We start from the raw sequence: 25,390 nt of genomic DNA, 5'->3' as shown, positions 1-25,390 counted from the left end.
TGTAATGAGTTATGGTATTTTCTCATTAAAACATTCATTATTAAAGAAGGTTCATACATTAGCTAAAAAAGGAGCAACTCATGAAGTTGTGAATTCAATAACAGCAAAAGTAAATTATGCAACAAAATCATATAGTAACAGAAGAGAAGCTTTTGATAGAACCGTTAAAATATTTAAAGATGATCAATAAAATTCCTTTACTATTTTTATTTTTAGGTTTGAGCTGTCATTCTCAAACTTCTCAAGTGGAAGCATTGTTAAAATCGAATGAAATTGTAGCTCAGCTGCATAATGATTTTAATAATGATGGAACACGTGATGATTTATATATTATAACAACAGATAATAAAAAACAGATAGAAGACCTTACTAAAAGAAAGCTTATCATCGTTTTCAAGAATAAAAATAATAAAGAGCTTTCAACCTATGAAAATGAGAACATTTTCCCTTGCAAAGAATGCAGCGGTAAATCTGATGCTAGTATTGATGATCTAAAGTTTGAAAATAACCTGCTTTCATACACAACATCTATCGCACCTCTAGCTTCTGATAAGTATTCTGTTGTAGACTTTACATTACAGTTTTCAAACAATAATTTTATTCTTTATCAATACAGAGAAAGCTACTTTGCTACAGAATCTGACGATAATGCATCAGTTTTGTTAGATACAAGTGATCTTCCCAAGATGAAGTTTAATTATTATGACTGGGTAGCAAACAAAAGCTGGTTGGATTATCTCAGTATTTCCTCCAATAATATTACTAAAATAAATGATTTAGCTTTTAAACTCGAAAATATTAACCCGACAGTATCGATTAATGTGCTTCAGAAAATAATTCAAAAATATCCTGATCGGGTAGTAGCTTATCTCAATATTGCAAATAGCTATTGGAATATCGGACAAAAAGGAAAAGCCATAGAAAATTATAAAATATATCTTTCTTTAATGAAGTCTCAAAAGAAGGATTTGAAGAAAGTTCCAAGGTATGTACTGGACAGAACAAAATGATGAAAAATTTAATACATACATTACTTATTCTGGTGACGTTTCATGTAACCGCTTTTGCGCAGACACCAAAATCCTATACCGTTACTCATATTATTAATAAAACTATTGATAAGGGAGAATACGTTGATGATAAAAGAATTGACAAAAAGGATAAAATAAGTACTGATAACCTTATTTATATCTCCAGCCCTAAAAATGATAGTATTGCTTTCTATGATTTTAATGATTCTCCGGTATCAGAAAAGAAAGTACCCAATATATGTGCTTTGGCAAAAAATCAGAATAGTCTTTTGTTGACTTATAAAAATGGAAGCTACAGTACAAAACTTAAGATTACATTCAATAATAATGAAAAGACAGTTTTAATCGGAGATAAGGATGTCTTTTACTTGAATGATTCTTACTATAAATATGTACAGAAAAGTGTTGGCGATAATTTAAACATCCCCGATCTGATTGACTTCCTGGAAGATTTTTTAGCAGGATATGGGCTGGAAGATTTAAAATATATTTCATCCTACGAAAAATACAAGCATAAAGATTTCAAAATAACAAAAGCTTATATGGAATCTTTCAGAACCCAGGCAAGTGATTATCTGGATAAATGGAATGTAAAGTTCTCGTATAGTAATGCAGGAGTACCAAGCTATGTTTTAAAAGAATCTGGAGAAGGAGATCGGGAAATAGAAAAAACACTGATTTCTTCTAATAAAGGAATTTTTAAATATACAAAACATACCAATTCGGAGAGCAGATTGATTACTGATACTGACATTCGAATGGACGTCAATAATCATAGATACGACGAAAAAGTAACTTCCCTTCAGGCAGGATTGGGAAAAGAAACCCGATATGAAATTAAGCAGATTTCCTATAAAAAATTTCATTTCAAAGAACTGATGCTTACCTCTGGCAATATTTCCAACATCATATCATCAAAATAGAAAAGAGAGGACAGGTGTAATCCTTCTGGCACAAAAACGCATCACAATTCATGAGAATGTGACATAAAAATTGTATAACTGGTTTATAAATGGTTATTTTTGTTTTGGATTAAAAAATGACTTATGAATAAAAAACTAATTATTTTAACAGCGGCAATCACTACAGTCGTGTTATCATGTAACAACGATAGAGATGAGGAAGCGAGGAAAAAAGCGATAGAATCGGTTAAAGCGAGCTCTCAGACCTTAAAAATAAATAATCCGGATAATACAGCAGCTATTCAAAGTACAGTTAATTCAAATGACAATTCTTTGAATCCACAAGATACGACGGGGCCGGTTGGAGAAGATCCAACAATTGATCCCACAAAGCCGGACAGACCGAAGTAAAATAATAAAATAAAGAATGGCAACAATACTGATATTGTCGCCATTCTTATTTCTGATACTTTGATTTTTATCAACAAGAAAAATAAGCTTGACTAGTCCTGAAATAACGATACAAATTAAAGGATAAAAGTAAATAATTAAACCAGAGTAAATTTATTAAAACGATTATTGATGATAATTTAAAGACTCTGGATATTACTTGTGATCTAATTGTACATAGCAGAGGGACTCTTCAACATCAAGATAATTTATTAGCAATTGAAATGAAGAGAAATACTCATTCTCTATCAGAAAAGTTAAAAGATAAAGATAGATTAAGAGCCTTAACAAAACCTATCAATGAAGTCACTATAATGTCGGATACAGGCTTTCCCACGAATGTTTGTGGCTATATCCTTGGGGTATATTATGAAGTAAATAAAACAAATAGACAAATAGTAGTTGAATATTTTATTCAAGGAAATTTTTTTAAGAGAAAAACACTACCATTTTAATAATATAAATAAGATAAAGCATGAAATCGCCCCTAAACATCCATCCTCCAAAAAATTGGCAAGATTTTGAAACCTTATGTCTTAAGCTTTTTGGTGAAATATGGAAAATTCCTCATGAAATTGAATTTAATTCAGATAATTCTCAAGGTCAAAATGGAGTAGACATTTATGGACCAGTAAATGATGGATTAAATTACAATGGAATACAATGTAAAAATAAAAAGTTAAATCTGATTGATGGTTCTCCTAATAGAATCACCATAAAAGATATTCAAGCAGAAATTGATAAAGCCAAAGGTTTTAAACCTAGTTTAAGTAAACTAGTTATTGCAACATCACTTCCTAAAGATCAGAAAATTGAAGAATATATTAGAAAGATGAGTATAGAAAATTTAAAGAATGATCTTTTCTCTATTCAAATTTGTTTCTGGGAGTTTTTTGAAAGAAAATTATCTGAATTTCCAGAAGTATATAATTGGTATGTTAAAAATGAAGATTTTCATCGAGTAAAGCAAATCTCAATAACATTTGAAAATGGGTTAAATGAAATAACGTGCTATCCAAAATTTCAAAAAAATATAAGGATTTATAAGTTAAAAACGGACGATCAAAAATTAGAAGAAGAAGAAAAATACATCGCAACACTTAGAAAAGTTTTCTCTGACATGAAACTTTCTGAAAGTGAAACTGAAAACATTTTAAATATTAATAGAGGTCATACTTTTGAAAAAAAATTAACCTTTAATAATCCATTAATAGGTGAAAAATATGTTTGGGGAAGAAACTGTTGGTTAAAGCTACGTATTGAAAATTGTGGTCAATCTGTCATTGAAGATTTTAAAATTGAGCTTGATTTCGAGGGGGATTTTGAAAAAGTTGGTGCTGAAAGTAAAAATGTATTGCTTGAGCCATATTTTATAAATAATGTAAAAGAATATAGTGATTCAAACAAAGCCCTTTATATAAAACCTAAAGAGCCAATTTTAGTATCTGAAGATTATTTTTTTACGGGCAATTTTTTTATCAGTCCTAATGTGGGAGAAAATTTAAAAATAACTGTAAAATGGAAATTGATTTCTCGAGATTTTACAGATTTAGGTAATCTTTTGATCAAAATTAAACCGTTATATCACACAGTATATACTGATGTAGAAGTAAACAATATTGAAGACGAAAAAGAAGAAATTTCATATAGTTTTTTTGAAAGACCGGGAATGAGAAGTTTTAATGGTGTAAATTATTTAGATAAAATATCAGATTATAATTTTGAATAAGATAAGGAATGATTCAAGTCGAAAAAACTTTACTTTCAAAATGTAAAATTATTTTATAATAACAATAAATTATATATTAAGTATGGAAAGCTTGCAAAATGTTAGAAAATTTAATCCGAATTTTCAAATAGAAGATTGGTGTTATGAAAACTTAAAAAGAGTTGAAGAGGTTGAAAATTATAAATTCTATAATTCCGAAAAAGAAATTAAAGATTTCTTAGTTCCGGTTAAAAAAATAGTTGGGACAACTCATGCGGCATATATAGGAAGAAAATGGATAGATCTACTATACAACATGAAACGTTTTAGTGATTACTATAATGTAAATAATTTTTTAAGTTTTACTGAAACAGAAAATTTTACTAGAAGTGGAATCTATTATATAAAATATGGAGATCTTTATTTTACTGGTGGAGGTAATCATAGAACTTGTCAAGCAAAATTCAGTAATTTAACGTATATAAAAACAGATTTAATTGAATATATTTTTGATGTAAAGATGTTTGATGTATTTAATTTCCTTATTAATGAGAATTTAATGCCAATAATAAAAGAAGGTGGGCGTGGCAGGTACTATCGGTTTAATTCTTGGAAAATTTATATAAATTCAAGAGAATATTATTTTCAATCTTTTGAGGCTATTGAGGAGTTTGTAAAATATTATAAAGATTATTCTCCAAGTTTTTTAAATAATATTGTAGCTAAATTATCAAAACAAGAAATCCTTTTTTCCTATAATGAACAAAAGGATTATACGCATCTTAAGAATGCTATTATACTTCATAAATTAAATAATAAAAAAACAGCCACCCTTTTGACCACCCTAAAAATCAAAAGCCTCTGAAAATCAAATGATTTCAGAGGCTTTTAGTACCCAGTACCAGAATCGAACTGGTACATCTTTCGATACTAGAGTTTGAGTCTAGCGCGTCTACCAATTCCGCCAACTGGGCTTGTTTTAAATCGGTGTGCAAATATAAAAACTTTTTTTAATGTTCAAAAGCTTTTTGGAATATTTTTTTAAAAATTAATCTCTAAACCATCGTAGGCAAGGTGGATTCCGGGTGGAAGCTGCTTATCTTCAACATCATGCAGTCCCAGGTGGTGGCTGATGTGAGTGAGAAATAATTTTTTAGGTTTGAGCTCTTCAAAAAGCCTGATAACATCCGGAAGGATAAAGTGAGCAGGATGAGGATCAAATTTTCTGATACAGTTTAAAATCAAAACATCTAAGTTTTTCAGTTTTTCCTTTTCCGTGTCTGAAATAAAACCGGCATCCGTAATGTACGCAAGGTTTTTGAACTTATACCCAAACACTGTAATTTTATAATGAATGACCTCAACAGGCGTAATTTCCGTATCCAGCACCCGGAATGGCTTATTTTCAATCTCATGAAGCTCAAAAGCAGGAGCACCCGGATACCTTACATCACTAAAGGCATAAGGAAAACGGTTTCTTATTTCATGAGCCACCCTCTGATAGCAATAAAGGGGAACATCTTTTCCACTTTTAAAAATCAACGGACGCATATCATCAAGCCCGATGACATGATCATTATGTTCATGGGTAATCAGTGCTATATCTACGTTATGCTCATGATTAATAAGCATTTGCTGCCTGAAATCCGGGCCGCAATCGATCAGTATTTTTTTATTTTCCTCCGTAGTAACCATTACTGAAGAGCGAAAACGTTGGTCTTTGGGATTTTTGGAAGTACACACTTCACATGTACATCCTATAACGGGTACACCTTGGGAAGTACCGGTTCCTAAAAATTTCAACTTCATTTTGTTTTGAGGTTGGTTTAATTTTGGTAAATTTACAAAAAATTTCACGTCCTAATGTATCAGAAACTAACTCCTAAACAAAAAGCATTAACAATTAATCTAGATCCTACTATTTATGGTACTTTCGCAGAAATTGGAGCAGGGCAGGAGACTGTTCGGCACTTTTTTAGAGCAGGAGGAGCTTCCGGTACGATTGCTAAGGCAATGTCCGCTTATGACAAAGAATTTAGTGATGCGATCTATGGTAAAGAGGTAAAAAACAGGTACGTTACCCAAAACAGACTTCGAAAAATGCTTCGATATGAAGTAGCATTAATTGAAGAAAGAATTTCACGTGATAATAATCCTGATAGAAAATTTTTCTCTTACGCGAATACCGTAACCACCATTAATTTTGACAAAACAGTAAAAGGCCATGGCTGGGTCGGAATTCGTTTTCAAACCAAAGAAAATGAGGATTATAATGAAATTGTTATTCACGTAAAATTTAACGAAAATGATGCTACCTTACAGCAGGAAACTTTAGGGAATCTTGGGGTAAACCTTATTTTCGGGGCTTTTAATTACTTTGATAATCCAAGAACATTGGTAGAGTCTCTATACGACGATGTAGCAAAAGACAACCTGGAAATCGATATGATTGACTTCAGTGGGCCGGCTTTTGCCTATGTAGACAATAGGCTCATGTCATTACAGTTAGTGAAAAACGGAATGACTGATGCTGTAATCTTCAATTCTCAGGGAAACAATATGCTTCCGGCAGATGTATTATACAAGAAAAATATTTTTGCAGTAAGAGGAAGTTTCAGACCGGTTACCAAAGTGAATATAGATATGCTTAGGAATGGGATGGATATGTTTTTCAAAGACGCCATCTGTACCCATGAAGAAACCGAAGTACTTATCGAGATTACCATTTCAAACCTTAGGGCAGACGGAGATATTGATGAAAGGGATTTTCTGGATAGAGTAGATATTCTTGGTAAATTAGGATATACTGTTATTATCTCAAATTTCTCTGAATATTACAGGCTTATTGATTATTTTGCATCCTATACGAGTGGAGATATTGGTGTAGCAATGGGGGTAAATAACTTATTAATGGTGTTTGATGAGAAATACTATAAAAATCTTTCAGGAGGAATTCTTGAAGCGTTCGGGAAGTTTTTCCGAAACGGAATGAGAGTGTACCTGTATCCATATAAAGACCCTGAAACCCATCAGCTGCTGGATTCTTCCAACCTTAAAGTTGAAGAAAACCTTAAAGAACTCTATAAATATTTCAAACATAACAACCGTATTGTAGATATTACCAACTATAATCCTGAGTTTTTGGAAATCTATTCGAGAGAAATATTAAGAAAAATAGCATGCTGTGTTAAAGGTTGGGAAACTCAGGTTCCGGAAGGCGTAGCAGAAATGATTAAAGAACGTGGAATGTTTGGTTATAAAGAAGAACTTTCCTTAAAACAATTCTCTTAAAAATAAATAAAATGTCAGAACTAAAGAAAAGACTTTCCTCAATTCTTGAAAGTCCTAAACATAATACAGAAGAAAAGCTTCAGAAAGTTTGTCACCTGTTGGATCAGGAAATCTCTTATTTTAACTGGACAGGGTTCTATTTTAAAAATGGAGATAAAGACGAGCTGATTTTAGGCCCTTATGTGGGAGCTCCTACAGATCATACCATTATTCCTTATGGAAAAGGAATTTGCGGTCAGGTAGCACTTTCCAATGAAACATTTGTAGTTCCTGATGTTCAGGAAGAAAGCAATTATTTAAGCTGTTCAATCGATACCAAAGCAGAAATTGTCGTTCCTATATTTAAAGACGGAAAAAACGTTGGTCAGATTGATATTGATTCCCATACAATTGATCCTTTCACTGCTGAAGACCGCGAATTATTAGAGTGGCTTTGTCATGAAGTTTCCAAGATTTTGTAATTGAAAATCAATTCATACTAAAATACAGACTCCAGCTTTTTATAGTTGGAGTTTTTTTGTGGTCAAAATGCTGGAAGCTACAGTATTTCGTAAGCCTGATCATTGCAAACAGGCTGTTGAATAACTTTAGGATAAAAGAGTGTAGTTTTAACCACCCCGTCAAAAATTCTTTGAATTTTCGCCACCCCTCCGGAGGAGGGGAAATATTACGTCCCTCATTGTATTGTTTACCATTATAATATTGAAATCAGATATTTACAAATAATTGAGTATACTTTTCTCTACGCAAATTTTGTCACTTAAAATAAACTTAAATGTTAAAAAAAAATTGTGCCTTTTGGTGACATCAAATCTTTACTTTGTGGTTAAAGCGTAATCTTTGTCATTCCACAGGAATCTAAATGATGTAAAGAAAAATACGCTGTAGAGATTCTTACGGAATGACAAACAAACTGTTGAATAACTTTAAGATAAAAGGTATGTATTGATACTGTAATTTCTGATATTAAAATCACAGATTTTGAAAAACTTAAGTTTACTTTCTTATACGTAAAGCTTATAACTTAAGTATTTAAAAGCTTTTGTGGTAAAAAAAATCAGATTTGCATCAGGTGTATCTCTGCCAGAAGCTCTTTAAAGTAATTTTCGCACTTTGCAATATGGGTCCCATACCAAGAAAATGCTTCGCCATCGACAATCATTATCTTTTTATCCGGATAAATTATTTTTAATTCCTCAATATGCTTTTCTTTAAACGGAAATGGCTCGGAAGAAAGCATAATGACATCAGCTTCAGCAAGATCTTCGGCTGTAATCTCAGGGTACCGGGTTTTATCTTTGAAAATATTTTCAAAACCTATTTCTGATAGAATTTTATGAATAAAAGTATCAGAACCAACGGTCATATATGGATTTTTCCAGATGAGATAAGCTGCTTTTACAGTATTTTCAAGCTTTGACTGATTGAGGATGTCGTAGATCTTAAGATTAAAAAGCTGCGCTCTTTCTTCTTTATGCAGGACTTTTCCAAGATTTTTCAGGAGGTAGTAATTGTCTTCAATAGTTTCAACATTGGTTACGATTACTTTGAAATCAACCATTAAAGCTTCCACCTGTTCTTTGATATTTTCCTCCTTGTTGGCAAGGATAAGATCTGGCTGCAAAGCTTTTATTTTATCAATATTGATGTTTTTGGTGCCACCAATTATCGATACGTTTTTTACTTTATCCTGAGGATGAATGCAGAATTTTGTCCTTCCGATAATTTCATTTTCAGTGAGTCCTAAGTCAAATAAAGCCTCCGTAATAGAGGGTACGAGAGAAACAATTTTCATATGGGCATGTTAGATGATGCCTAAAATTACAAAAGTTTTCCGGTTAAGAAAAGTCCTGCTACAGTAAAATAAATGATAAGCCCCGTAACATCTACCAATGTTGCTACAAAAGGAGCGGAGGAAGTCGCAGGGTCCAGGTTTAACTTTTTTAAGACAAATGGAATCATAGAACCGGATAAAGTTCCCCATAATACAATGGCGATTAGAGAGACAGATACACTTAATCCTACATAGGCCCAATACTCACCATAGTTGAAAAGTCCAAGTTTCTGCCAAAGCATAATCCTTACAAAACCGATAACCCCCAGAATAAGCCCCAGGCAAATCCCGGAAATAATTTCCTTTTTCATGACATACCACCAGTCTTTCAATCCGATTTCCTGAAGTGCCATAGCACGGATAATCAGGGTAGCAGCCTGAGATCCGGAGTTTCCACCACTGGAGATAATCAACGGAACAAATAAGGCAAGAACAACAGCCTTTTCAATTTCTTTATCAAAATATCCCATTGCTGAAGCTGTTAACATTTCTGAAACGAAAAGAATAATCAGCCATGTAGCTCTTTTTTTGATCATTTCTGTCCATGAAGTCTGGATGTAGGGAAGATCTAATGCATCCAATCCTCCAAATTTCTGGATATCCTCGGTATTTTGCTGCTCAATTTGGTCAAGAATATCATCAATCGTTACAATGCCAACCAATACGCCGGCTTCCGTAATGATGGGAAGAGCGTCACGGTCATACTTCTCGAAGTAAGTGACTGCGTCTTCCTTCGAAATAGTTGTCATAATGGCTACAAAATGATTATCTGTAATATCAGAAACCAATGTATCTTCTTCTGCAAGAAGGAGGGTTCCGATAGCAAGGTCATCTATCAGGCGGTTTCTTTCATCCACTACATACAGGTAGTTCATGGTTTCTACCTTTTTTCCCACTTTTTTGATCTGCTGAAGACATCGCTTTACGGTCCATTCCTTACGGATTTGAATGTAGTAAGGGGTCATCAGACGGGCGATAGAATCAGAATTATAACCCAGAAGCTTCAATGCAATTCTCCTTTCCTGCGGATTAAGGTGATTGATAGAATACTTGATAAGCTCATCCGGAAAGTCCTCAAAAAGGGCAGTCCTGTCATCGGGAGTCATCGCATTCAGGATTTCAGAAACTTCATCACTTCCAATACTTCTGATGGTTTCCTCTTGAAAATTAGGGTCTAGATGGGAGAATACCTCTGCTTTGTACTCCTTTGGAACCTTCAAAAACGCGAGTAACCTCTCGTCAGCTGGAAGTTCGCTGAGAGTTTCGGCTATATCGGCGGGATTGAAAATAAGTTGGTATCTAGAGTTCAAAACGTGAATTTTTTTGGATATGCAAAAATAATTCAAATTTTTAAGACTGAGCCATAAACTGGGAAAATTAAGGATTTATTAAAATTTAGCTATGAGAAGAGAACAAAAAGAACATGACAGGAGATATCCTTTTACAATAGTTTTTTCGTATCTCGTTTATTATTATAACTTTTCCTGAAATAATTATTATCAAGATTGTTTATTTAAAACAGAGGTGTTGAATCTTGTTAAAATAGAGCTTCATAAAAAAACACCTGCCGGGGCAGATGTTCAAAAAATTAAATTTTAAATTTCAATATTGTTGAATCAAATTGGTTCACATTCCGGAGTAGGCGAAAACAGGCAAACGCCACCCATACAACATTGAAACGGATCACATTGTAAGCTCTCGCTGCATTTTTTGATGATTCCACTGCCACTGATCTCTTTTTGTTCCTGTCTGTTCAGTTTTTTGAAATTTGAAGTTTTCATGGTTATTGATTTAATAATTAAAGTGAAAGATACTTTTAATCTTCAAAACATATATGTTCCATACAAACTCCTTTGCAACACATCCCAAAAATGCATTGTGAGTGTTCTGTACATTTTTTTAGATCTCCACCTTTGATTTGCTTTGTAGCTTCTCTACTGAGTTTCTTTAAATTTTTCATATGATTTAGTTTAATTGTGTAACTAAAATAATATTTTTTTTCTAATTATTCATTGTTTAGTGAAAATATTTTGCTGAAAATCAGCATTTTGTTTTATATTTTACATTTGCAAATAAAAAGGCACCCGTAAACAGGTGCCGAAAAACAATTTCATTGAATGGGGATTCAAATGATGTTTTTAAAACTCTATACAGATGTGTGGTGAGCAGATACCGTTACAACATGATCCTACAGAACATGGATTGTGTTCGCTGCATCTTTCAATGGATCCGCCGTTAATCTTCTTGGCGGCTTCTCTGCTAATTTTTTTTAGATTTTTCATGCAGGTTAGATTTTAATGTGCTGAATATTATTCGATAGGACACATAATGGGAGTACAAACACCGTCACAACACCATCCCACAGTACAAGGTACCGTATTGCTGCATCTTCTGATAGCTCCGCCGTTAATCTGCTTAGCGGCTTCTCTACTAAGTTTTTTTAAATTTTTCATATGATTTAGATTTTATGTCAGACTAAAATAGTAAAAATTTTTAAATTATTCATCTAATGGTGAAAATATTTTGCTGGTAACCAGTGTGTTGTTGGATTTTTTTAATTTATGCGTAAAAAAGACCCTCTTGAAATTAGGGGTCTGCATATATTGTTGAAATTTGCTCCTGATGCTGGGAAAAGATCGGAGAATGGAAAAATTTTGATAAGTAAGCAGTATGAAATAGGCAATCAATGATGTGCTTACAGGAATTTTATTTCTACTGCTATATTAAAGCTCCGCTTCAGTCGGTTTCAGCTTTCTCAGTTTCTTAAGAATATCTCTTATAGCACCTTCCGTTCCTATTTTTACAGAATTTACACTAGATCCCAACAGACGCATGTTTTTCCGGTAGGTATCATAATCACTCTCCGTCACCAGATTTCCATCAGATGCAAAAAGTTTCATGCTTACCACAACCTGATTAGAGAAAACATATTTTCCAATACCCACTTTGAAATACCTTACCTTAGAAACAATGGCAAAATCTGCGTCATTATTCACGCAATAATCCATGATCGTCTGTTTATCGATACTGTCAAAAGGAACCTGAACCTCTGCTCTGAGCATTTTATTTCTTCTTCCGCTGAAACTGTCAGAAACAACATCGAAAAATGCATTATTGGTAGGCTCTTTTATTTCATCAATATCAGGCTCTACCTCAGGATTGAAGTAAAGAACTTTCTTTATTTTATCATCAGCATTTTTCTGTGCCTGTACTGAAGTAATGCCAATTAACAAGAAAGTAGTAACCGTTGTAAAAAGTATAATTTTTCTCATTTGTAATTCGAATGCAAAATTACTGCCTTTTCGTTGGATTCCATATAATTTATTAAGAAATTTTTAACATTTTTTTCTATCAAATTTGATTTATGAAATCAATAATGTTTGCAGAATCAAAAAATAGTCGTATTTTTGCACCCGTTACATAATAATCATTAAACAATATTGGAATGTACTTAACAACAGAAAAAAAAGCAGAAATTTTCGCAAAACATGGAAAATCTGCACAAGACACAGGAAGCGCTGAAGGACAGGTAGCTCTTTTTACATTCAGAATTAACCACTTATCTCAGCATTTGAAGGCTAATCGTCATGACTTCAATACGGAAAGATCTTTGGTGAAATTGGTAGGTAAAAGAAAAAGCTTATTGGATTATCTTAAGAAAAAAGATATTACAAGATACAGAGCTATCATTGCTGAACTAGGTTTAAGAAAGTAATCTGTAAAGATTTACAAATAAAAGCAATCTCGAAAGGGGTTGCTTTTTTGTTGTTTTTATCTCCGAACTATCACAAAAGACACAAAATTTTTTTGAACACTTAGTTTAAGTTATAATGAAAACTGTTGTTAAGTACACTTAAAATTTTGAAAATCCTTTATTTTTGTAGTAAATATCCTAAAGCGGTTCAGCAGTCTGTTTGTCATTTCGGAGGAATCTTCACAACTTATTTTTTTTAGCGTTATTTAGATTCCTCCGAAATGACAAACGTTAAATTATTATTTTGCTAAACTTTTAACCACAAAAGACACAAAAGTTTTTGAACACTTTAGTTTATTTTAAGTGACAAGCTTTATGTACAGGAGTACACTTAAGAGTTTTTCAAAATCTGCGATTTTAATGGATATTATGAGGAATATACAATGAGAACATGATATGGAGGGGTGGCAAAAAATCAAAGAATTTTTGATGGGATGGTTAAAACTACACTCAAAAACTTAATTTAAATAGTTATTCAACAGCCTGTTTGTTATTCTGCAGGAATCTCCACAGTTTTTTCTTACTTCATTTAAATTCCTACGGAATGAAAAAGATTATGTTAATTATTTTACTAAACTTTTAACCACAAAAGACCCAGAAATAATCCTATAAACCTCCACCATGAATATTCTGTTCGGGTAAAGCAAATATTCCTAATACTAAAAATGCCATATTTTCTAGCTTTAACTGTATTTTCATGGAAATAAAATATATAAGGTAGGTGTCCTTTTTCTGGAGAACGTTACATGTTGAAATTGAGCCAAAAATAAAGCGAAATACCCTGAGATATTTCGCTTTTATAGTTGAAAACAATTATTTCTTAGTGACCGGATTTAGCTTCAGCTGTTTCTACATGTCCTAAAAATTTAGTACAATAAGCACCAAAAATGAGGATTACCAGATAACAGAATACAGGAATAATAAATGAATGCTGCACCCCAAACTGATCTGCAAGATATCCCTGGAAAATAGGAACAATAGCACCTCCTAAGATGGCCATTACAACGAGAGATGAACCCTGACTGGTATATTTTCCTAATCCGGAAATAGCCAGTGTATAGATATTGGAGAACATAATTGAGTTGAAAATACCAATTCCTAAGATACTGTACATAGCCATTTCACCATGATTTACCATGGCGGAAATAAGCAATATTACGTTGATGGCCGCAAAAATAGACAGTGTTCTTGCCGGAGCTGATTTACCAATAAAGAAAGCTATAAAATTAAGTACGATAAATACAAGGAAAAAACTGATCTGAGAAAAACTAAGATCTACAATACTGAAAATAACAAGGAAAACAGCTCCTGCTGCCCCCAGCATATAAATTGCTTTTTTCCCCTGGCTTAAGGATTGGTTTAAAGAAATAGCTCCAAGAAAACGGCCAATCATGGCACCTCCCCAATAAAGAGAGAGATAATTTTTACTGATGATCTCATTAAAGCCCATAATCTGAGGCTGCTCCAAAAAGCTGATGATAAAACTTCCTACAGCCACTTCACCTCCTACATAGCAGAACATGGCAAAAACTCCAAATTTCAAATGGTTAAACTGAAGAGCCCCCAGTCCTTTTTCAATCTCTTCCTCCTGGGTCTGGAAAGAAGGTAATTTCACTCTAGAAATAAGTAAAGCAACAAGTAAAAGAATACCTGCAAAGATCAGATAAGGAATTCTGGTTGCCACTGCACTGAACGAACCATCCGCTGCAGAGAAAAATTCAAATATCAGGTGTCCTCCCAAAACCGGAGCAATTGTTGTCCCGAAGGCATTGAATGCCTGGGTCATATTCAGACGGCTGGATGCCGACTCTTCACTACCCAGTAAAGAAACATACGCATTGGCCGTGATCTGTAATACCGTAAATCCTAATCCCAGGATGAATAAAGCCCCCAAAAACAAAGGATAATAAGAAAAAGTAGCCGCCGGATAAAATAATATACACCCGAAAGCTGCAAGGAAAATACCGAATAGAATTCCTTTTTTATATCCTGCTTTATTAATGGGATCTCCTTTGTAGATAGAAATCAGAAAATAAATCAGAGATCCGATAAAGTAAGCTCCGAAGAAACAGAACTGTACCAGCATGGATTCGAAAAAGGTAAGTTTGAAAAGTTGTTTCAGATAGGGGATCAGGATGTCATTCATACAGGTAATGAATCCCCACATAAAAAACAGCAGGGTGATGGTAACCAACGGAACCGTATAATTCCTGCTTTGTAGTTGTACTTCTTTATTATTCATAAACATTTATTTAATATAGAAAGAGCTTTGAAGCTCTGTCATTTCGGAAAGGATTGCTCCTTGTTTTTGCCTACAGCATTTTAATTTTTGTGAAGTAGGGCAAATATAGGGATCAGCCTATGTTTCTGCAATGATTTTACTATTTTTTATAATCAGATGTATACTTTTGGAACGATAAAAATACTATTTTCTTTTTTTGGGACAATAAAAAATTAAAAAATACTAAATAAAATAAAAAAACAGCCCCAAAAGAGGCTGTCTGATATGATTTTAGAGAATCAATTAGCTTTCTAAACTTGACTGATGCATATCGTTATTCAGTAAATGGAACTTTGACGGATCTCCCATATATAAAATGTTTTTGGAAGATGCAGATGGAACATAGGAAGGAATTTCTGGGTTAGAGTTGACATAATAGCCAAAAGCATTACTTAACGAACTCATATATACCTGATCATTAGATAAGTTATTTACGACCACATCACTGGCTCTGCCTGCAATATTTTTAGTAAACGTATTGGAAATTAATGATAAAGCAGTCATTGAAGAAGTTTCAAAATAGATATCGTGGTTGGCGTTGCCTTCAAAGTAATTATTAATTAAACTTAGGGCTTCCCGGCCATTATAACCAGCAAATGTAAATTGGAGACCTACTCCGAAATTACCTTCAAAACCACAGGAATCAAATTTCACAGCGTGCCCAGCAATAATGACAGCTCCAAACTTAACATTGCCTAAAAAAGAGCAATTACGGAAATTAAGCAGATTAGGATAGGTAAATCCTAAAGGATTTATCGTTCTCTCATTGTACATACCATAATTACAGGATTTAGAAACCAAAAAAGAAATCTGGGCATTGCAGACGTTAACTAATTGGAAACCAATATCATAATTTGAAATCTCAATATTGTTAACCTCTGCCCCAATGAAATCATGAATTAGTAACCCAACTCCATATCTGGTTTCTCCTGTTGGTTTAGTGATGGTAAGGTCACTGACAGAAAAATAAGGCGGCCTAGAAGGATCTGCAGGCCCTTTAATGAATAATGCAACAGAGGTAGGTCCGTAATTTTTAATAACCGAATTGCCTAATCCTTTCCCAATGATCTGGATGCGGTTCTTAATTGTTCCCTGCCATGAAAAATCTAAAAGAAGCCCCTGTGTTGTTTTCATGATTCCGGCAGGAAGTAGAATATTAAGTCCCAATTTGCACGCCATATTGAAGGCTGCCTGTAATGCAGAGGTATCATCGTTGATATCATCAGCTTTAACTCCAAATATTCTTACATCCAGATCTCCTGCTGTTACATCGGTTCTTACATAATAAAAAGGACTTCCTCCACTATCCATTTTCTTTCTATAGATGATATGGTCTACTTTGGTGTCATCCATTGCAGTCCCATCTATCCATGAGGTGATGCGTTTGAAATTAACATCTTCATTGGTATGGCTGTCCACTAACCTTACTAAGTTGGCAGTATTAGAATCACTTGCCGAGAAAAATTCATCAGTAAAAATCATAATTTTGTTTTTAAAGTTAATATAAATAGACCAAGATTCCCGAAGGAATTTTAAGTCTGAAGCAAATGTAATGAGTCACAACGTCAAGACTTGACGTGTTATTTATTCATTTGAAAATTTAATATTTCATTATTATATAGTACCTTTGCAGACGAAAATTTAAAGAGTTTAAATATTAATTCATACTCAATACGGAGTATTAAGAAGACAAATTTATGAGTATACCTCAAGCGTTTACAGAGCTGATTACTCTTGCTGACGGCAGAGAAATCACTATTGAAACAGGGAAACTGGCTAAGCAGGCTGATGGATCTGTGGTAGTAAAAATGGGCGGAACAATGCTTTTAGCAACTGTTGTAGCTAATAAAGAAGCAAATCCTGGTGTAGATTTTTTACCATTAACAGTAGATTATAGAGAAAAATTCTATGCAGGTGGAAGAATTCCTGGAAATTTCTTCCGTAGAGAAGCAAGACCTTCAGATCAGGAAATTTTAACAATGCGTTTGGTAGACAGAGTGCTACGTCCGCTTTTTCCTGAAGATTTCCATGCTGAAGTTCAGGTAATGATTTCCTTAATTTCTTATGATGGAAAAACTATTCCTGATGATTTAGCTGGTTTAGCAGCTTCTGCAGCTATTGCTATTACTGATATTCCTTTCAATGGGCCTATGTCTGAAGTAAGAGTGGTAAGATTCGACGGAAAACTTTCTATCAACCCAAGTTATGAAGAACTGAAGAGTTCTGAGCTGGATATCATGGTTGGAGCTACTAAAGACTCAATCGTAATGGTAGAAGGGGAGATGAAGGAAATTTCTGAGCAGGAAATGTTAGAAGCTATTAATTTTGGTCATGCTGAAATTAAAAAGCAAATTGAAGCTCAGGAAAGATTAGCAGAAAAAGTAGGAAAAGCTTTTCCAAAAAGAGAATATTCTCACGAAAATCACGATGAAGAAATTCGTGAAAAAGTTTGGAAAGAAACTTACGATAAAGTATATGAGGTGGCTAGAACACCATCTGGAAAAGAAGAGAGAGGAGAAAAATTCAAAGCGGTTCGTGAAGAATTCCTGGCTCAATATGCAGAGGATGCAGAAGAATTAGAAAGAGTAACTCCTTTCGTAAAAGTATATTACCATGACGTAGAGAAAGAAGCAATGCGTCAGATGATCCTTGAAGACAATATCCGTCTTGACGGTCGTGATCCTCAGACGATCCGTCCGATATGGTCAGAAATTGACTACCTTCCGGGAGCTCACGGTTCTGCAGTGTTTACAAGAGGTGAAACTCAGTCTTTAACAGCAGTAACGTTAGGTTCTGTAAAAGATGCAAACATGGTAGACAGCGTAATCTCGCAACACGACGAAAAATTCTTTTTACATTATAACTTCCCTCCATTCTCTACAGGTGAAGCAAGACCTTTAAGAGGAACTTCAAGAAGAGAGGTGGGACACGGTAACCTTGCTCAAAGAGCATTACAGGCAGTTATTCCTGAAGAAAATCCATATACCATCAGAATTGTTTCTGATATCTTAGAATCAAACGGTTCGTCTTCAATGGCAACAGTTTGTGCAGGAACATTGGCATTAATGGATGCAGGGGTAAAGATTACAAAACCTGTTTCCGGTATCGCAATGGGATTGATCACAGATGCAAAATCAGGTAAATTTACTGTACTTTCTGATATCTTAGGAGATGAAGATCACCTGGGAGATATGGACTTCAAAGTAACAGGTACTGCAGACGGTATCACTGCTTGTCAGATGGATATCAAAATTCAGGGTCTTTCTATGGATATCATGGAAAAAGCTTTGATGCAGGCTAAAGACGGAAGATTACATATCTTAAATAAAATCACTGAAACTATTTCTGAGCCAAGAGCAGATGTGAAACCTCACGCTCCGAAAATGGTGGTAATGGAGATCTCTAAAGACTTCATTGGTGCTGTAATCGGGCCTGGAGGAAAAATCATTCAGCAGATGCAGAAAGATACTGATACGGTTATCGCTATTGAAGAAGTAGGAGAAATCGGACGTATCGAGATTGCAGGAACAGACAGAGAGAAAATCAATGCTGCTGTGGCTAAGATCAACGAAATTACTTTCGTACCGGTTGTAGGTGAAGTATACAACGGTAAAGTAGTAAAAGTAATGGACTTCGGTGCTTTCGTGGCTATTGCTAAAGGTACAGAAGGTCTTCTTCACATTTCTGAAATCGAATGGGCTCGTTTAGATAAAGTTCCATATGCAGAAGGAGATGAAGTGGAAGTGAAATTTATGGGTTATGATGACCGTAAGAAAATGAAACTTTCCCGTAAAGTTCTTTTACCAAGACCTCCAAGACCAGAAGGTAAACCAAGACCGGAAGGACAAGGAAGACCTGAGGGGCAAGGAAGACCGGAAGGAAGACCAAGACCAGAAGGACAAGGAAGACCACAAGGTGATGCACCTGCAGAAAACCAGGCTCCTTCAACAGAAGCTTAAGATATTATTCTTAGATATAAAAAGATTCCTCAATTTGAGGGATCTTTTGTTTTGTATAAGCATTGTTATACTTGTTATGTTTACTGAAATTATGCAAATAATGTATGCTGCAAATTTTTAAGGCGGAAGAACATCAAGGATTACTGCAAATATGCTGTATTGAATGCACAAATAAATAATTTGTAACGGTATTCAATTTTATCGAAGATAAAATCCTTGCGCCTTAAAACAGTCTATTATCCTCTACTCTTGCGTCTTTGCGTATCCCAACCCAACCATTAGATTCCTGTTCTTTGTTTCAGAGCATCACCAGGGACGAATTAAAATACATTATAAAAGAAAATTTTGAATACACAAATAATAATTTGTAACGGTATTCAATTTTATCAGAGATAAAATCCTTGCGCCTTAAAACAGTCTATTATCCTATACTCCTTGCGTCTTTGCGTGTCCCAACCCAACCATTAGATTCCTGTTCTCTGTTTCAGAGCATCATCAGGGACGAGTTAAATATTTTATGAAAGAGAATTTCAACGTACTGTTGTTCTTTTATATAGCTTTAAATAATGTATCAATCTGTTTTTTAGAATGTTCATTAGGGGCAACTTTATAAAACTCATTGATAAGATCCAGTGAAGTAGGCTTTTTAGGATAACTGTTATTTTTTAAAAAGTTTCGCAAGGCTGTATTTACTTTTTCTTCACCTATCAGATCACTTAGTTTTACCATGGCAACAGCTCCTTTAGAATAGGAAACATGAGTTGCATCTCCGGTGGCTTTATAGATGGGGATATTCTCAGACAGTCCTTTTTCATTATCATAGATCTGCTGATGGACCTCTATTCTTTTCATCATCTCTGCTTTGCCATGCATTTTTTTGTAGAGCATCATTTCAGTGTACATGGCAAGGGTTTCAGTGAGCATTATAGCGCCTTTTCTGTCATCAGGATTAATCTGGCTGTTTCCCCACCATAAATGGGAAAGCTCGTGTCCTGCAAGTTCATTGATGACATCCTGATTCTGATCAGCATGAATATTGGCGTGAAAAACCATATCTTCAGGCATAAAAACAACAGATGGATAGGCTGTAGCAGCAAAACCTCTGGTAAAAGAAGAAATTTCCGCAAAATTGATAGTTTTAAAAGGATATTTTCCAAAATTCTGCTGACAGTAATCCAAAGTGATTTTAGTATTTTCCAGCAGGTGATCTACATTTTCAACATGCTTCGGATGATAAAAAATATTGATTGTAATTCCTTTGCAATGAATACTTTTCACCTTGTATTCTGCAGAAGAAACAGCAAATCTGAAAGGTATATTTTCTGCTTTATACTGAAAATAATGACGGCCTGATTTTGTCCATTTCTTTACCAGATCACCGGTTCCTATAGCGATTTGATGTTTATCAGTAGAAACAGTCATGTCAAGATTGATAAAATCTTTTTTGGAGACTCCGGGAGCTTCAGGATTTTTCAGTGAGGCCAGTTTTCCAAGCTGGTTATCCTGCCGTATTTTCGGATCTTCAATTTCTTTATCTTTCTGATAGCCCACCGACGGGAAATACCTGCTGACCCTCATAAATGAACCGTTTTCTATGATAGCATTAAAGGACTGGTGACCGTTGACTGGAACCCAATGGTAAGATAATTTAAAATCAAGAACCGCCGTTTCATCAGGCTGCATGGGCTGTCTTAATTGTATTTCCGTAGTGTTTTCAGTGATCTTCATGGCTTCAGAGCCTGATTTTAAAACTGCATTTTCCAGTTTTAAATCATTATTAAAATTAATCAAAACTTTGCTGACAGACTGGTCAGTTTGGTTTTTAAGCTTATACTTTCCAATGATCTGATATGAATTTTCTGAAGGATAGAGCTGGATTTCCGTAGTAATATCTGTAATGTCAGGTTGTGGGAGATTTTCGTATTTCCTGAAATTTTTTTCATATTGTACCGAGTTTGAAATTTCTTTCTCATCCTCTTTGGGAAGATAATCCTTCATAAAATAAGTCCCGGCATATATTCCCGAGAGCAGTACAATAGAAGTGAAAACTGCCTGGCTGAGTGTTATTTTTTTCAATGTAATCCATTGATTGAGCATCCATACCATAGCCATCACACCCATTCCGAATAAAAGCCTTTGTGCAAAAGCTAATTGATAAATTCCATAGCCATTGAAATCACTGTAAGTACCTTTAAAGTCTGAAAATATTCTGAAAAGAGGGTAAGACAGTATTTTTCCGGAAACAGGACCTGCCAATATAAAAACCGCAAGAACAGATACTCCCAGCGCTATAAATCTATTCCTGATGCTGTCATTGATCAACAGGATAAGAACGGAAAAAAGAATCAGCGGAACCGTATTGAAAAGAAAGACCGGCAGATAAGCATTCCAGTCGATATGGAAATACTGATAGATAGCCTGGAAAATGATTCCCTGAATGATCAAAATTCCTATAAAGAAAACTAACAGTAAACTGATGGAAAGGAAATGCCCCAGCAGCTTATTTTTGGAGTAAAAAGTAGTGTTTTCAATCAAAAAGAACCATGAGGAGCGGCTTCTCCAGTAAAGATCATTAATAAAATAGGCAGAAATAAGCAACCCGAACAGCGGAAAGTTTTCTGAAATGGTAGTGGCCATAAGCCCGGAACCGGCATATTTTTGGGGAAGACGGATCCCTTTCTCTATTTCGGCATACATTTCCATCCCGACAAAAAATAATAAAAGGATGGATACAGCCGGAACGGTGATACTTTTGAACAGATAAATAAGATCAATCCGGGCAAAGGAGAGGGTGGCTTTAATAGAAGCTGTTTTCCCAAAAGTGGGCAGAATGGCAGAATATTGTAAGGCTAATGTCTTATGGGAAGAATCCACTTCTTTGACCGCCTTCTTTGTCTTGTGCTTTGAAATTTTTGAAAAAGAAAATACCCTGAGGCTAAGAAATAGAAAACCGATGGATATGATAAGAAATAAAAGCCTGTTGACGAGTAAATATCCTGTAAAAAATACTACCTGCGTATTTTTCTGATGAACAGTAAAGGTTCGGGCTTCCAGAAAGTAAGAGGAGAGCCCAAACGGATCCAGCCATGCAGAAATCTGCTGCGCTTCCAAAGACTGAGGAATGCTTCCGGCCATAAATGGTGAATTGGAAAACAGCAAAACAATCATATAAAATACGTAGAGAAACAGTCCGCCAATGACAACGATCAATTTTTTCCGGAGGGTAAGAGATATCAAAAACAGAAAACTGCAAACCAGAAGACTGTTGATAAATCCGAAGATAAATAATGGATATAGATAGTAACCTATATTGAACTCGTTGTGCATTTCACTTCCCGTACGCATCATCTGGCCTGCAAGGAAACCGGCCATCAAGAAGCAGAAACTTAAAAAAGTCTGTAAAAAGTAAGTCAGAAATTTACCCTTAAGATAGGTGGATTTTGATATAGGAAAAGAAAAGAGGAGAAGGTCGAATTGGGTATCCCAATCTTTAAAAATCAGTTGTAATGCATAAACAGTAGCAAAGAAAATAATAGAAAGACTCAGCATTCCGGACATGAATCCAATTGTATAAGGCGAATTGAGATATATTCCTTCTCCTACCGAAAGATTAAACTGATTACCACAGAAAATACCTGTAAAAACCAAAAGTAAGGCAATAAGGTAGGTAAGCCAGTGCTTGATATTGCGCTTGGCTTCAAATAAAAAAAGGCTGTTCATGACTAAGGTTTTTGGGTTAGCGTATGAAAGTAAACATGCTCAAGTAAGGGAGTTACGGGGCTGAAATCTTCAGGTGACTCTTCAGAAAAAACAGTGATCTGAAGCTCTCTTTCTATCAGTTGCCTGCTGATGATCTCATAGCTGGAATCATAAGTTTCAAGATCATTTTTATCAATGGGTTTTGACCAGATTCTGTTTTCCAGTGCTGCCATTAATTTTCCGGGATTTCCTTTTCGCAGGATCTGTCCATGGCTCATCACAGCCATTTCTGAGCAGAGATTTCTGACATCTTCTACCAGGTGGGTCGACAGGATAACGATGACGTCCTGGCTGATGTCGTTTAGTAAAGTATTGAAACGGTTACGTTCTTCAGGATCTAAACCGGCAGTGGGTTCATCCACGATAATAATTTTAGGATCACCCAATAAAGCCTGAGCAACTCCAAAACGCTGTTTCATCCCACCGGAAAAAGTATGAACTTCTTTGTTCCGGAAATTTGAAAGATTCACTTTTTCAAGCAGATTTAGAATTTGGGTTTTACATTTCATTTTGTCTGTAATACCTTTGAGTACTGCGATATGCTCCAGGAGATCATAAGCGGAGACTTTAGGGTATACTCCAAAATCCTGTGGAAGAAATCCCAGGTTCTGTTTTATATATCCAGGGTTTTCAGCAATATTCACATCATTAAAAAACAGGGTTCCGGAACTGGGTTTCTGCAATCCTACAATGGTTTTCATTAAGGACGATTTTCCGGCTCCGTTTGGACCCAGTAAACCAAACATCCCGTTTCCGATTTCCAATGAAATGTCTTTAATGGCTTGGAAACCATTCTTGTAGGTGAGGCTAAGGTTATTGATAGATAAGGTGTTCATAGTGTTGTGTTTGGGTAATAGAATGACAGGCAGTCCTTTTTCAGGCTGCTTTTAATAATGGTAAATAATGATGATTTGTAAACTGTGACTTAAGAGTAATGATAGATTTTGAGACAGGAGACAGGAGACAGGAGACAGGGACAAAGAGACGCGTAGAGATTATCTTATACTTTGGGCTAGCAGCTCAATAATAGAAGTTCTCACTCTCAAACTCTACCACCCTCAAACCCTCAAACTCTTTCACTCAAAACCTAATCCTTATATTCCAGTATATCTCCAGGCTGGCATTCCAGAATTTTACAGATGGCTTCCAGGGTATCGAAACGTACGCCTTTGGCCTTTCCTGTTTTTAGGATAGAAAGGTTTACGGGAGTGATTCCCAGTTTTTCTGCCAATTCTTTACTCTGCATTTTTCGTTTGGCTAGCATGACATCTAAGTTGACTATAATTGGCATGTTAAATAAATAGGTCTTGTTCGTTTTGCAAATGTAGTCCTTGCTTGAAGATATTCGCAAGAAACAGACAGAAAATTCCAAGCATAAAGTGAATAAACACCAGTCCCCAGATGATACTTTCTACTTCCACAAAGAAACTGGCAACAATAACCAATGGGAGTGGGATAAAAATATTATACAGGTAAAATCTCTTAAGCTGTTGTATATGATCTTTTGTAAACAGTTTTGGCTGGAAAAAAACTTTGAAAACTTTTGCGGAAAGCCAGAAAAAGATTCCATAAGAAAGTAAAACAGCTAGAAAAGAAAAGATAATATACGGAGAATTATTTTCAATATTCAGAAACGGTTTTTCGGTGAACGGATAATTGATATGAAGATATTGTCCATCTTTATAAGGCGTAACAGAGAATCCTGTTACCAGGCATAGAACGGAGTACACAAAAGTGATTAAATATCCGGCAGAAAGCAGAGCGCAGATATAAAATAAAATTCTTGAAATAATTTTGGTCTGGTTCATGACACGATCATTAATTAGTGTTACAAATATATAATTAATTATCGTAAAACAATAATTAATTTAAATAAAATTTTATTTCCTAAAATCTCTACAATGAAATAATAGTGAAAAAAGCTGTGTTGAATACTGTTTTTATGTAATTTTAAATAGTGAAAAAATAAAAGATCATGGCTTACAATATTGAATTGGCAGATAGGGTTCGTGAACGGCTTTCCAAAGTTCATGATATTGAAGTTGAGGAAAAGAAAATGTTCAGCGGATTATCATTTCTTGTCAACGGGAAGATGTGCATCAATATCAGCCATGACAACCTGATGTGCCGCTATAACCCCGAATTGGAAGATGAGGTTTCGGAAAAAAACGGTTTTCTTCCGATGATCATGAGAGGAAAACAGCTCAAAGACTATTGCTATGTAGAGCCCATTGGTTTTCAAAAACCTGATGATTTTGAGTATTGGATAAAAATCTGTCTTGATTATAATACAATTGCTAAAGCTTCGAAGAAGAAGTGAGGTTTCCGGAGTTAGAGGGTTAGAGGGTTAGAGGGTTGGAGTGTGGTAGAGTTTGAGAGTGAGAGATTCTAGAGGTAATGAATTATTGAGTTCAAAACCTA

The 25,390-nt window shown here is 34.7% G+C and carries 25 protein-coding genes and 1 tRNA gene; 12 read left to right on the top strand and 14 right to left on the bottom strand.

Features of this window, described 5'->3' with window-relative positions:
- Positions 1-4 precede the first annotated feature (4 nt).
- From MP478_RS05135 to MP478_RS05105, 7 genes are all read left to right on the top strand, one after another.
- On the top strand, positions 5-190 hold the full coding sequence (locus MP478_RS05135; protein ID WP_257199816.1) for a hypothetical protein: 186 nt from the start codon (positions 5-7) through the stop codon (positions 188-190).
- Positions 180-1,010: a M48 family metallopeptidase gene (locus MP478_RS05130; protein ID WP_257199815.1), complete on the top strand. Its 831-nt coding sequence runs from the start codon at positions 180-182 to the stop codon at positions 1,008-1,010. The genes MP478_RS05135 and MP478_RS05130 overlap by 11 nt, the downstream gene beginning before the upstream one ends.
- On the top strand, positions 1,007-1,954 hold the full coding sequence (locus MP478_RS05125; RefSeq protein WP_257199814.1) for a hypothetical protein: 948 nt from the start codon (positions 1,007-1,009) through the stop codon (positions 1,952-1,954). Before MP478_RS05130 ends, MP478_RS05125 begins: the two co-directional genes overlap by 4 nt.
- Positions 1,955-2,077: 123 nt before the next feature.
- Entirely contained in the window at positions 2,078-2,344 is a 267-nt protein-coding gene (locus tag MP478_RS05120) for a hypothetical protein (RefSeq protein ID WP_257199813.1), read from the top strand.
- 263 nt (positions 2,345-2,607) lie between these two features.
- Positions 2,608-2,838: a hypothetical protein gene (locus MP478_RS05115; protein WP_257199812.1), complete on the top strand. Its 231-nt coding sequence runs from the start codon at positions 2,608-2,610 to the stop codon at positions 2,836-2,838.
- A gap of 20 nt (positions 2,839-2,858) precedes the next feature.
- Positions 2,859-4,112 carry a hypothetical protein gene (locus MP478_RS05110; RefSeq protein WP_257199811.1) on the top strand — a complete coding sequence of 418 codons (1,254 nt, stop codon included), beginning with the start codon at positions 2,859-2,861 and terminating at the stop codon, positions 4,110-4,112.
- 82 nt (positions 4,113-4,194) lie between these two features.
- Positions 4,195-4,956, top strand: coding sequence for a hypothetical protein (locus MP478_RS05105; RefSeq protein WP_257199810.1), 762 nt, complete (start codon positions 4,195-4,197; stop codon positions 4,954-4,956).
- Between the two features lie 27 nt (positions 4,957-4,983).
- Here MP478_RS05105 and MP478_RS05100 read toward each other — a convergent pair.
- Both MP478_RS05100 and MP478_RS05095 read right to left on the bottom strand, forming a co-directional pair.
- A tRNA-Leu gene (locus tag MP478_RS05100) sits at positions 4,984-5,065 on the bottom strand.
- Positions 5,066-5,132: 67 nt separating this feature from the next.
- Positions 5,133-5,900 carry an MBL fold metallo-hydrolase gene (locus tag MP478_RS05095; RefSeq protein ID WP_230037768.1) on the bottom strand — a complete coding sequence of 256 codons (768 nt, stop codon included), beginning with the start codon at positions 5,898-5,900 and terminating at the stop codon, positions 5,133-5,135.
- A gap of 54 nt (positions 5,901-5,954) precedes the next feature.
- On the opposite strand from MP478_RS05095, the gene MP478_RS05090 reads away from it, so the two are divergent.
- Entirely contained in the window at positions 5,955-7,382 is a 1,428-nt protein-coding gene (locus MP478_RS05090; protein ID WP_257199809.1) for a TonB-dependent receptor, read from the top strand.
- Between the two features lie 11 nt (positions 7,383-7,393).
- Entirely contained in the window at positions 7,394-7,843 is a 450-nt protein-coding gene (locus MP478_RS05085; RefSeq protein WP_230037763.1) for a GAF domain-containing protein, read from the top strand.
- 596 nt (positions 7,844-8,439) lie between these two features.
- Here the strand turns inward: MP478_RS05085 and MP478_RS05080 are convergent.
- The 6 genes from MP478_RS05080 to MP478_RS05055 all read right to left on the bottom strand — a co-directional run bounded on the left by MP478_RS05080 (position 8,440) and on the right by MP478_RS05055 (position 12,488).
- Positions 8,440-9,177 carry an ABC transporter substrate-binding protein gene (locus MP478_RS05080; protein ID WP_257199808.1) on the bottom strand — a complete coding sequence of 246 codons (738 nt, stop codon included), beginning with the start codon at positions 9,175-9,177 and terminating at the stop codon, positions 8,440-8,442.
- 26 nt (positions 9,178-9,203) lie between these two features.
- Entirely contained in the window at positions 9,204-10,526 is a 1,323-nt protein-coding gene (mgtE, locus tag MP478_RS05075; protein WP_257190428.1) for a magnesium transporter, read from the bottom strand.
- 306 nt (positions 10,527-10,832) lie between these two features.
- Positions 10,833-10,997 carry a hypothetical protein gene (locus MP478_RS05070; protein ID WP_257199807.1) on the bottom strand — a complete coding sequence of 55 codons (165 nt, stop codon included), beginning with the start codon at positions 10,995-10,997 and terminating at the stop codon, positions 10,833-10,835.
- A 357-nt stretch (positions 10,998-11,354) separates the two neighbouring features.
- Entirely contained in the window at positions 11,355-11,498 is a 144-nt protein-coding gene (locus MP478_RS05065) for a hypothetical protein (RefSeq protein WP_230037755.1), read from the bottom strand.
- Positions 11,499-11,525: 27 nt separating this feature from the next.
- On the bottom strand, positions 11,526-11,669 hold the full coding sequence (locus MP478_RS05060; protein WP_230037753.1) for a hypothetical protein: 144 nt from the start codon (positions 11,667-11,669) through the stop codon (positions 11,526-11,528).
- A 270-nt stretch (positions 11,670-11,939) separates the two neighbouring features.
- A complete protein-coding gene (locus MP478_RS05055) occupies positions 11,940-12,488 on the bottom strand; it encodes a pyruvate decarboxylase (protein ID WP_257199806.1) in 549 nt (182 codons plus the stop codon).
- 173 nt (positions 12,489-12,661) lie between these two features.
- On the opposite strand from MP478_RS05055, the gene rpsO reads away from it, so the two are divergent.
- Positions 12,662-12,931, top strand: coding sequence for a 30S ribosomal protein S15 (gene rpsO, locus MP478_RS05050; RefSeq protein WP_034704056.1), 270 nt, complete (start codon positions 12,662-12,664; stop codon positions 12,929-12,931).
- 859 nt (positions 12,932-13,790) lie between these two features.
- Here rpsO and MP478_RS05045 read toward each other — a convergent pair.
- Both MP478_RS05045 and MP478_RS05040 read right to left on the bottom strand, forming a co-directional pair.
- Complete coding sequence (locus MP478_RS05045; protein ID WP_230037749.1) at positions 13,791-15,212, bottom strand: sugar MFS transporter; 1,422 nt, start codon at positions 15,210-15,212, stop codon at positions 13,791-13,793.
- 282 nt (positions 15,213-15,494) lie between these two features.
- Positions 15,495-16,733 (bottom strand): right-handed parallel beta-helix repeat-containing protein, encoded by a 1,239-nt coding sequence (locus tag MP478_RS05040; protein WP_257199805.1) that lies wholly within the window; start codon positions 16,731-16,733, stop codon positions 15,495-15,497.
- Between the two features lie 215 nt (positions 16,734-16,948).
- On the opposite strand from MP478_RS05040, the gene MP478_RS05035 reads away from it, so the two are divergent.
- Entirely contained in the window at positions 16,949-19,210 is a 2,262-nt protein-coding gene (locus MP478_RS05035; RefSeq protein ID WP_230037745.1) for a polyribonucleotide nucleotidyltransferase, read from the top strand.
- Positions 19,211-19,759: 549 nt separating this feature from the next.
- On the opposite strand, the gene MP478_RS05030 is transcribed toward MP478_RS05035, so the two are convergent.
- The 4 genes from MP478_RS05030 to MP478_RS05015 form a co-directional block, all read right to left on the bottom strand.
- Positions 19,760-22,930, bottom strand: coding sequence for a M1 family aminopeptidase (locus MP478_RS05030; RefSeq protein WP_257199804.1), 3,171 nt, complete (start codon positions 22,928-22,930; stop codon positions 19,760-19,762).
- 2 nt (positions 22,931-22,932) lie between these two features.
- Complete coding sequence (locus tag MP478_RS05025; RefSeq protein ID WP_257199803.1) at positions 22,933-23,805, bottom strand: ABC transporter ATP-binding protein; 873 nt, start codon at positions 23,803-23,805, stop codon at positions 22,933-22,935.
- Positions 23,806-24,056: 251 nt separating this feature from the next.
- The gene (locus MP478_RS05020) at positions 24,057-24,260 is read right to left on the bottom strand and encodes a helix-turn-helix transcriptional regulator (RefSeq protein ID WP_047487719.1); all 204 of its coding nucleotides are present in this window, start codon (positions 24,258-24,260) and stop codon (positions 24,057-24,059) included.
- Position 24,261: 1 nt separating this feature from the next.
- Positions 24,262-24,777: a DUF2975 domain-containing protein gene (locus MP478_RS05015; RefSeq protein ID WP_257190434.1), complete on the bottom strand. Its 516-nt coding sequence runs from the start codon at positions 24,775-24,777 to the stop codon at positions 24,262-24,264.
- A gap of 167 nt (positions 24,778-24,944) precedes the next feature.
- Here MP478_RS05015 and MP478_RS05010 point away from each other — a divergent pair, with 167 nt between their 5' ends.
- Positions 24,945-25,289, top strand: coding sequence for a TfoX/Sxy family protein (locus tag MP478_RS05010; protein ID WP_230037737.1), 345 nt, complete (start codon positions 24,945-24,947; stop codon positions 25,287-25,289).
- Positions 25,290-25,390 lie beyond the last annotated feature (101 nt).

It is taken from the genome of Chryseobacterium sp. WG14 (genome assembly GCF_024586945.1).
Lineage (GTDB): Bacteria > Bacteroidota > Bacteroidia > Flavobacteriales > Weeksellaceae > Chryseobacterium.
Note: the sequence above shows the minus strand (reverse complement) of the source record. Positions and strands in the feature narration are given on the sequence as shown.

Excerpts from the sequence above, each read along its gene's own strand:
- MP478_RS05135 (WP_257199816.1), top strand. The coding sequence starts at position 5 with ATGAGTTATGGTATTTTCTCATTAAAACATTCATTATTAAAGAAGGTT.
- MP478_RS05130 (WP_257199815.1), top strand. The coding sequence starts at position 180 with ATGATCAATAAAATTCCTTTACTATTTTTATTTTTAGGTTTGAGCTGT.
- MP478_RS05125 (WP_257199814.1), top strand. The coding sequence starts at position 1,007 with ATGATGAAAAATTTAATACATACATTACTTATTCTGGTGACGTTTCAT.
- MP478_RS05120 (WP_257199813.1), top strand. The coding sequence starts at position 2,078 with ATGAATAAAAAACTAATTATTTTAACAGCGGCAATCACTACAGTCGTG.
- MP478_RS05115 (WP_257199812.1), top strand. The coding sequence starts at position 2,608 with ATGAAGAGAAATACTCATTCTCTATCAGAAAAGTTAAAAGATAAAGAT.
- MP478_RS05110 (WP_257199811.1), top strand. The coding sequence starts at position 2,859 with ATGAAATCGCCCCTAAACATCCATCCTCCAAAAAATTGGCAAGATTTT.
- MP478_RS05105 (WP_257199810.1), top strand. The coding sequence starts at position 4,195 with ATGGAAAGCTTGCAAAATGTTAGAAAATTTAATCCGAATTTTCAAATA.
- MP478_RS05095 (WP_230037768.1), bottom strand. The coding sequence starts at position 5,900 with ATGAAGTTGAAATTTTTAGGAACCGGTACTTCCCAAGGTGTACCCGTT.
- MP478_RS05090 (WP_257199809.1), top strand. The coding sequence starts at position 5,955 with ATGTATCAGAAACTAACTCCTAAACAAAAAGCATTAACAATTAATCTA.
- MP478_RS05085 (WP_230037763.1), top strand. The coding sequence starts at position 7,394 with ATGTCAGAACTAAAGAAAAGACTTTCCTCAATTCTTGAAAGTCCTAAA.
- MP478_RS05080 (WP_257199808.1), bottom strand. The coding sequence starts at position 9,177 with ATGAAAATTGTTTCTCTCGTACCCTCTATTACGGAGGCTTTATTTGAC.
- MP478_RS05070 (WP_257199807.1), bottom strand. The coding sequence starts at position 10,997 with ATGAAAACTTCAAATTTCAAAAAACTGAACAGACAGGAACAAAAAGAG.
- MP478_RS05065 (WP_230037755.1), bottom strand. The coding sequence starts at position 11,498 with ATGAAAAATCTAAAAAAAATTAGCAGAGAAGCCGCCAAGAAGATTAAC.
- MP478_RS05060 (WP_230037753.1), bottom strand. The coding sequence starts at position 11,669 with ATGAAAAATTTAAAAAAACTTAGTAGAGAAGCCGCTAAGCAGATTAAC.
- MP478_RS05055 (WP_257199806.1), bottom strand. The coding sequence starts at position 12,488 with ATGAGAAAAATTATACTTTTTACAACGGTTACTACTTTCTTGTTAATT.
- rpsO (WP_034704056.1), top strand. The coding sequence starts at position 12,662 with ATGTACTTAACAACAGAAAAAAAAGCAGAAATTTTCGCAAAACATGGA.
- MP478_RS05045 (WP_230037749.1), bottom strand. The coding sequence starts at position 15,212 with ATGAATAATAAAGAAGTACAACTACAAAGCAGGAATTATACGGTTCCG.
- MP478_RS05040 (WP_257199805.1), bottom strand. The coding sequence starts at position 16,733 with ATGATTTTTACTGATGAATTTTTCTCGGCAAGTGATTCTAATACTGCC.
- MP478_RS05035 (WP_230037745.1), top strand. The coding sequence starts at position 16,949 with ATGAGTATACCTCAAGCGTTTACAGAGCTGATTACTCTTGCTGACGGC.
- MP478_RS05030 (WP_257199804.1), bottom strand. The coding sequence starts at position 22,930 with ATGAACAGCCTTTTTTTATTTGAAGCCAAGCGCAATATCAAGCACTGG.
- MP478_RS05025 (WP_257199803.1), bottom strand. The coding sequence starts at position 23,805 with ATGAACACCTTATCTATCAATAACCTTAGCCTCACCTACAAGAATGGT.
- MP478_RS05020 (WP_047487719.1), bottom strand. The coding sequence starts at position 24,260 with ATGCCAATTATAGTCAACTTAGATGTCATGCTAGCCAAACGAAAAATG.
- MP478_RS05015 (WP_257190434.1), bottom strand. The coding sequence starts at position 24,777 with ATGAACCAGACCAAAATTATTTCAAGAATTTTATTTTATATCTGCGCT.
- MP478_RS05010 (WP_230037737.1), top strand. The coding sequence starts at position 24,945 with ATGGCTTACAATATTGAATTGGCAGATAGGGTTCGTGAACGGCTTTCC.